The organism is Mesotoga sp. UBA5825 (assembly GCF_002432955.1).
In the GTDB taxonomy this organism is placed as follows: Bacteria; Thermotogota; Thermotogae; order Petrotogales; family Kosmotogaceae; genus Mesotoga.
The window spans coordinates 147,721-153,804 of the sequence record NZ_DJHG01000029.1 but is presented as its reverse complement, the minus strand read 5'-3'; the positions used below and the strand labels follow the sequence as shown (position 1 = coordinate 153,804).

At 45.8% G+C, this 6,084-nt stretch carries 5 protein-coding genes; 4 read left to right on the top strand and 1 reads right to left on the bottom strand.

Going from position 1 to position 6,084, the window contains the following annotated elements; genetic code table 11:
* Positions 1 to 821, bottom strand: an 821-nt coding sequence (gene argF / locus B3N33_RS03265) for an ornithine carbamoyltransferase (RefSeq protein ID WP_292592160.1), incomplete at its 3' end; no start/stop codon positions are given.
* 163 nt (positions 822 to 984) lie between these two features.
* On the opposite strand from argF, the gene argS reads away from it, so the two are divergent.
* From argS to B3N33_RS03245, 4 genes are all read left to right on the top strand, one after another.
* Positions 985 to 2,616 (top strand): arginine--tRNA ligase, encoded by a 1,632-nt coding sequence (gene argS / locus B3N33_RS03260; protein ID WP_214061359.1) that lies wholly within the window; start codon positions 985 to 987, stop codon positions 2,614 to 2,616.
* Positions 2,616 to 3,932, top strand: a complete 1,317-nt coding sequence (rlmD, locus tag B3N33_RS03255) for a 23S rRNA (uracil(1939)-C(5))-methyltransferase RlmD (protein ID WP_292592162.1) — start codon at positions 2,616 to 2,618, stop codon at positions 3,930 to 3,932. Before argS ends, rlmD begins: the two co-directional genes overlap by 1 nt.
* Before the next feature lie 311 nt (positions 3,933 to 4,243).
* Complete coding sequence (locus B3N33_RS03250; protein ID WP_292592159.1) at positions 4,244 to 5,332, top strand: hypothetical protein; 1,089 nt, start codon at positions 4,244 to 4,246, stop codon at positions 5,330 to 5,332.
* A gap of 58 nt (positions 5,333 to 5,390) precedes the next feature.
* Positions 5,391 to 6,068: a PspA/IM30 family protein gene (locus tag B3N33_RS03245; RefSeq protein ID WP_292592158.1), complete on the top strand. Its 678-nt coding sequence runs from the start codon at positions 5,391 to 5,393 to the stop codon at positions 6,066 to 6,068.
* The last annotated feature ends 16 nt before the right edge of the window (positions 6,069 to 6,084 follow it).

Here is a 6,084-nt window from a genome sequence, read left to right as displayed (position 1 = left end):
GGGAGGCAGTGAAGGAAGATCGTCTCCGCCTTTCCAGTTTTTCTCATCATCTCGGCATTTACCTGATAGGGCTTCAAAAGGGCTATTCTTTCCTGCAGCTTTGCTTCTTCTCCCATAGATGCCCAAACATCGGTGTAAACCGCATCGGCATCCATCAGTGCCTTCTCCACGTCTTCAGTAACCTCAACTTTAGCTCCAGACTCTTTCGCAATCTCCCTGCACTTATCAACTATCGCCGGGTCTGTGTGAAGACTCTTCGGGCCGCATGCAACGAAATGCAAACCCATCTTCGCAGAACCTATCATAAGAGAGTTGGCCATGTTGTTCCTGGAATCGCCAACGAAGACAAGCTTTCGACCCTTAAGGCTGCCCAGGCTCTCCTCGATCGTCATGAAATCGGCGAGAATCTGAGTTGGATGGTACAGGTCAGTAAGACCGTTGTAGACAGGGACCCCTGACCACTGGGCAAGCACATCAACTGTCTCCTGTTTGAAGCCTCTGAATGCTATCGCATCAAACATTCTTCCCAGGACTCGTGCGGTATCCTTAAGGTCTTCTTTCACTCCCAGATGAATGTCGTCTTTCGAAAGAAAGACAGCATGCCCACCTTCTTCTCCGAAGGAAGTCTCGAATGCAGTTCTTGTTCGTGTGGAGCGCTTTTCAAAGACAATTGCCAGAGTCTTCCCTGCAAATCTGACGGTTGGTGTTCCAGCTCTCTTCTCGACCTTAACCTGTCTGGCTACATCCAGAAGATAACGAATCTCGTCGCTTGTGAAATCAAGTAGCGTCAAAAAGCTTCTCCCTTTTAAGTTTACGCCCATCTTAACCCTCCTTGTTTTGGTTATCTCTAATATAATACATATATAAGTGCCGGCTTTCAATTGCGTTTATTGGCGCGAGGAAACGTAGGCTAAACCATATCACAACAATGCGGTGTTATGCTTTTGTATGCTAAGGTATATTGCCCTAATTCGGAGGTGCCCGGTGTTCAAGGAGAAGTTGGAAAGTTCAGTAAAAAATGCAATTAGGGAGTTCGCCATTGAAGACGAGACGATTGACTTCAAGATCGAGATGCCTCCTGAGGGATTTGGGGATTTATCGACAAATGTTGCTTTCATGCTCTCAAAGACTCTCAAGAAAAGTCCGAGAGAAATTGCCGCGTTGATTTCGGAGAGTCTCAGCAAGGAGCTAGATTACAGCAGAGTTGAGGTAGCTGGTTCGGGGTTCATAAATGTTGATTTCTCTTCGAAATATGTTTCATCGGTCTTGGAGAACATTCTTCAAACTCCGGATTTCTGGAAAAAGACGGGCGAAACAAGCATTCAACTCGAATTCGCAAGTGCAAATCCAACCGGTCCCTTCACTGTTGGCCATGGTCGTCAGGCAGTATTCGGAGATGTTCTATACAGGGTCTTCTTTTCGAGAGGTTACAGGGTTCAAAGGGAAATGTACATCAACGATGCAGGTAGACAGATAGGGCTTCTCGGGCGCTCTCTTTGGGTAAGGTATAATCAACTCCTCGGTCTGGAAGAGGAGCTTCCTGAAGATGGCTACCAGGGAGGGTACCTAATTGACATTGCGCGAGATCTTGCAGGAGAAGTAGGTGAGCGCTTTAAAGGTGTCTGGAATGACGACTCTGAGAGTTACTTCAAGAAGTACGCTCTTGGGAAGATGCTTGAAGATATTCTTGGAACCTTGAGGACATTGAGAGTGGAATTTGACAACGTGTTTTTTGAGAGTTCGCTAATTGAAGACGGAACTGTGAAATCAGTCATTGAGATACTAGATCGAAAGGGGCTTACATATGAATCAGAAGGTGCAAAGTGGCTCAGAGTCTCGAGTTTTGTTGAAGATGACGATAAGGTTCTAGTCAGATCTAACGGGACAAACACGTACTTCATGACCGATATTGCATACCACTACAATAAGCATCAAAGGAATTTCGAGAAAGTTTTCGACATTTGGGGAGCGGATCACATGGGTCACATACCTAGAATGAAGGCCGCAATGAAAGCTCTCGGAATTGAAGACGATTTCCTCAATGTGATAATTCACCAGTATGTGAACCTGAAGAGAGAGGGCGAAGTTGTCAAGATGTCAACTAGAAGAGGTGAATTCACGACACTCGATGAACTTGTAGAAGCGGTCGGTGTCGATTCGACGAGGTATTTCTTTGCGATGTTTGATCCCGACACTCATATGCTGTTCGATATTGACCTGGCAAGACAGAAGTCCAATGACAACCCGGTATTCTATGTCCAGTACGCAAATGCAAGAATAAGCAACGTCTTCAGGACTGCACAGGAGAAGAGCGTAGCTGTCTCAGGCGATTCTCTAGAATTGCTTGACAGTCAGGATGACAGAAGAATTATAAAACTGCTGACCATCTTCCCTGAAATACTTGATTCAGTAGTTACCGATTACAGGACGAATCGCCTGACTTCCTATCTAGAGGATATATCAAGAGCTTTTCACGCATACTACAACAAAAACATAATTGTCGATCCCGCGAATCCGGCTTTGTCGGGGGCTCGATTAGCTTTGTGCAAGGCGCTTCAGAATATTCTCAAAGGCGGGCTGGAGCTTCTTGGCGTTGAGGCTCCCGACAGCATGTGATGGAAGAACTGAGGATCGAAAAGCTTATCACAGGTGGGTTCTCACTTGCCAGGACAAAAGACGGGAAGGTTGCCCTGCTTGATGCCGGTTATCCCGGAGAAGCTGTGCTTGCTAGCAGAAAGAAGGGAAAGAGCGATTTTCGCCTGATGAAAGTTGAGAAGATCATAACCCCTTCAAATTCAAGAAGAGAGAGACTCTGTAGAAGCTTTCCGATATGTGGGGGTTGTGATTGGCAGACTCTGGAATACCCGGAGCAGCTCTTATGGAAGAAGAAGATCATTGCGGAGCAGTTCGGCAGAGTTGGCAAGATCGATCTAGACGAGTTCGATATAGTCGCTTCACCAAAGGAGATCAATTACAGACTGAAAATGGAGTATGTTTGTTTTCAGGGGAAAAACGGACTCTCTCTTGGGCTTTACAGAAGAAAAAGCAAGTCACCGGTTAGCTGTCAAGGATGCGTATTGGGTCTTGAAGGTTTTGAAAAGGTGAGGGCCTTTATGGAAGGCATTTTGAGAAGAACCTCAGTCAGACCCTATAACCAGGCGAACGGCAAAGGCGAACTCAAGCACCTAATTCTCAGGGGTAATGGAAGCGGGATAATGGCAATACTGGTTACGAAGGGTGAGCATCTCCCTGATGAGAGCAGGTTGGTTCATGAGGTGAAGAATACACTTGGAGAGGTAACTACTCTTGTACATCTCATGAACGCAAATGACAGGGTTGTTATGCGTGGGGTTTCGAGAACGCTTTTTGGGGAAGGTCTCCTAGAACAGGGGCTTTTTGGAAAGAGATTCGAGGTTCCTCCTGCTGCATTCTTTCAGAATAATCTCCAAATAACAGAGTCGATTATTAGGCACATATCTTGCGAACTTGGGTCATCTCAAGGCGATTCACTTCTTGATCTATACAGCGGGATAGGAACCTTCTCCATCACTATTGGCAGCCAGATGAAGAACGTCACATCCGTAGAATCAAATCCAATTTCAGTAAAGGCTCTCAAAGCTAATTCGAACATCAATGGAATGTTCGGCGCTGACCTGATTATGAGCGATACCATTGAATACTTGAAGTCGATCGAGACCCACTTCTCGACGATAATCCTTGATCCTCCTAGGTCCGGAGTCGGCGATGATATTGTGTTGCTCCAAAAGGTTAATCCTTCTACGATATTCTATGTTTCCTGTGATCCGGCTACTCTTGCGAGAGATGTTTCCAGGTTAGTAGAAGCAGGATTCAAAATCTCTTCGATAAAGGCCTTTGACATGTTTCCTCAAACGTGGCATGTGGAGACTGTTGTCCGTCTCGAGAAAGGCTAGCGGCTTGAGGACCTGGTCTTCTTGCAGTTGATAGCCGAAAGAGGAGACTTTTGAGGAAAAGAAAGACGAGTATACTTGCAGAGATTCTCACCGCCCTGAAAATGAGGCACACAAAAAAACAACCATCTAGTTCAATTGGATATGCTTACGAGAATCAAGGTTGGTAGATTTCGAAAAAGAGCATCGCATCTCCAACTCACATTTCGGTACTCGATAGATTTGCCAATCGGATACTCGTTTCTTAGGGTACAATTATCGTTCCGTTCACCTATAATAGGCTGAGAGGTTCTCTGCTTGAAAGGAGATAAGAGATGAGTAAAAGGAGTGGGGGTTCTTCGAGCAGGAGTAGTGGTGGATCATCATCCAGCAGTAGAAGCAGTGGTGGAAGAAGCGGTGGCTCACTTAGCAGTAGTCGGAGTGGAGGTTCCACAAGAAGCAGTTCCAGTAGTAGCTCAGGAGGAAGCACTCCCAGCAGGACAAGCAACAAGAAGCCATCAATAGGGCTCGGCGGTTCTTCTGGAAAAAGGATATCTGCGTTTCCTTTCAGGGTTCCAACTTCAGGTGTAAGAAGATCTGTTTCTGCTAGCTCAGGGTCTAGTGCGGCAGCCGGTTGTGCGGGGTGCGGGGGTTGTAGCGGTATCGGATTCGGGGTAATCATAGTCGCAGTTGTGTTAGTCATCCTTGTTTCTTCAGGTGCCTTCTCTTCGTGCAGAAGGACAAACACAAATGTGGAAATAACGAGATCGACTATTGCAAGAGAGCCTCTTCCAAAGGGCTCAGTAAATGAAACTCCATACTATACCGATGAGCTTGGCTGGATAAACAACCAAACGACCCTTCTTGATGAAATGAGGTATTTTTATCAGAAGACCGGAGTTCAACCCTATCTCTTCATTACAGATACGGTAAATGGATCGCACTTCCCCAGGGTTGAGGACCTAGCTGCTTTTGCTGAGAGCCTTTACGATGATCTTTTCACAGATGAGGCTCATTGTCTTCTAGTGTTTTTTGAATATGGTGATGCGTATATGGATCGGTATGTGTGCGGAAGTCAGGCCAAAACTGTAATCGACGATGAGGCTGCGGACATTCTGCTCGATTATATAGACAAGTACTATTACTACGAAGGACTTTCAGATGAGGAATTCTTCAGTAAAGCCTTTAGAGATGCGGCAGATCGAATAATGACTGTCACAAGGTCGCCATGGATTCCGGTGTTCATTATTATAGGAATAATTGCGCTCATCGCGTTGCTGCTTTTCTGGTGGAGCAACGTGAAGAAACAGAAGAATATCGAAGCGAAGCGAACTCAAGAGATTTTGAATACTCCTCTTGAGACATTTGGCGATAAGGAAGTCGATGATTTGGCCAAGAAGTATCAGGAAGATAAAGAAAGTTAGTGTTAGAACATCAGAAACAATAGCACGAGCCATAATGGCTTGATTACAGGAGGACAAAATGGGAATTCTCGACAGGTTCAACGACATCATTAAGTCAAATGTTAATGCTCTTCTCGACAAAATGGAGAATCCTTCGAAGATGATCGATCAGTATCTTCGAGAACTGACAGAAGATCTCTCGGAAGTGAAGCGAGGAACGGCTGGTGTAATTGCGGAAGAGACTAGAACAAAGCGCTTGGTTGACGAGAACATGGGAGAAGTCGCGAAATACTCGGATTTTGCTAAGAGAGCTTTACTAGCGAAAAACGATGAGGATGCCAAAGTCTTCATTGCCAAGAAGCAGGAACTGGAGAATGTCGGGGCGGGCCTGATGACTGCATATGCGTCGGCCCATGAAAACGCCGTGAAAATGCGGCAGCTTCACGACAAGCTGGTTTCGGATATCGAGTCTCTAAAATCGAAGCGAGCGATGATAAAGACGAAAGTAGCAGTAGCTAAGACACAGAAGAAGATCAATGAAGTCAGTTCTGCCGCAGGGAAAACCAAGGGCGTAGTGGACGCTGTGGGAAGAATGGAAGAAAAGGCTCAGAAGATGCTGGATGAAGCAAATGCCATGTCAGAACTCAATACTGAACCTATAGACAAAGCAAAATCACTCGAAGAAAAATACGCCGCCAAGAGTTCGTTCGCGGTTGATGAAGAGCTTGAACAGATGAAGAAGGAATTGGGACTTTAAAGTTTTGGCCTCTGTG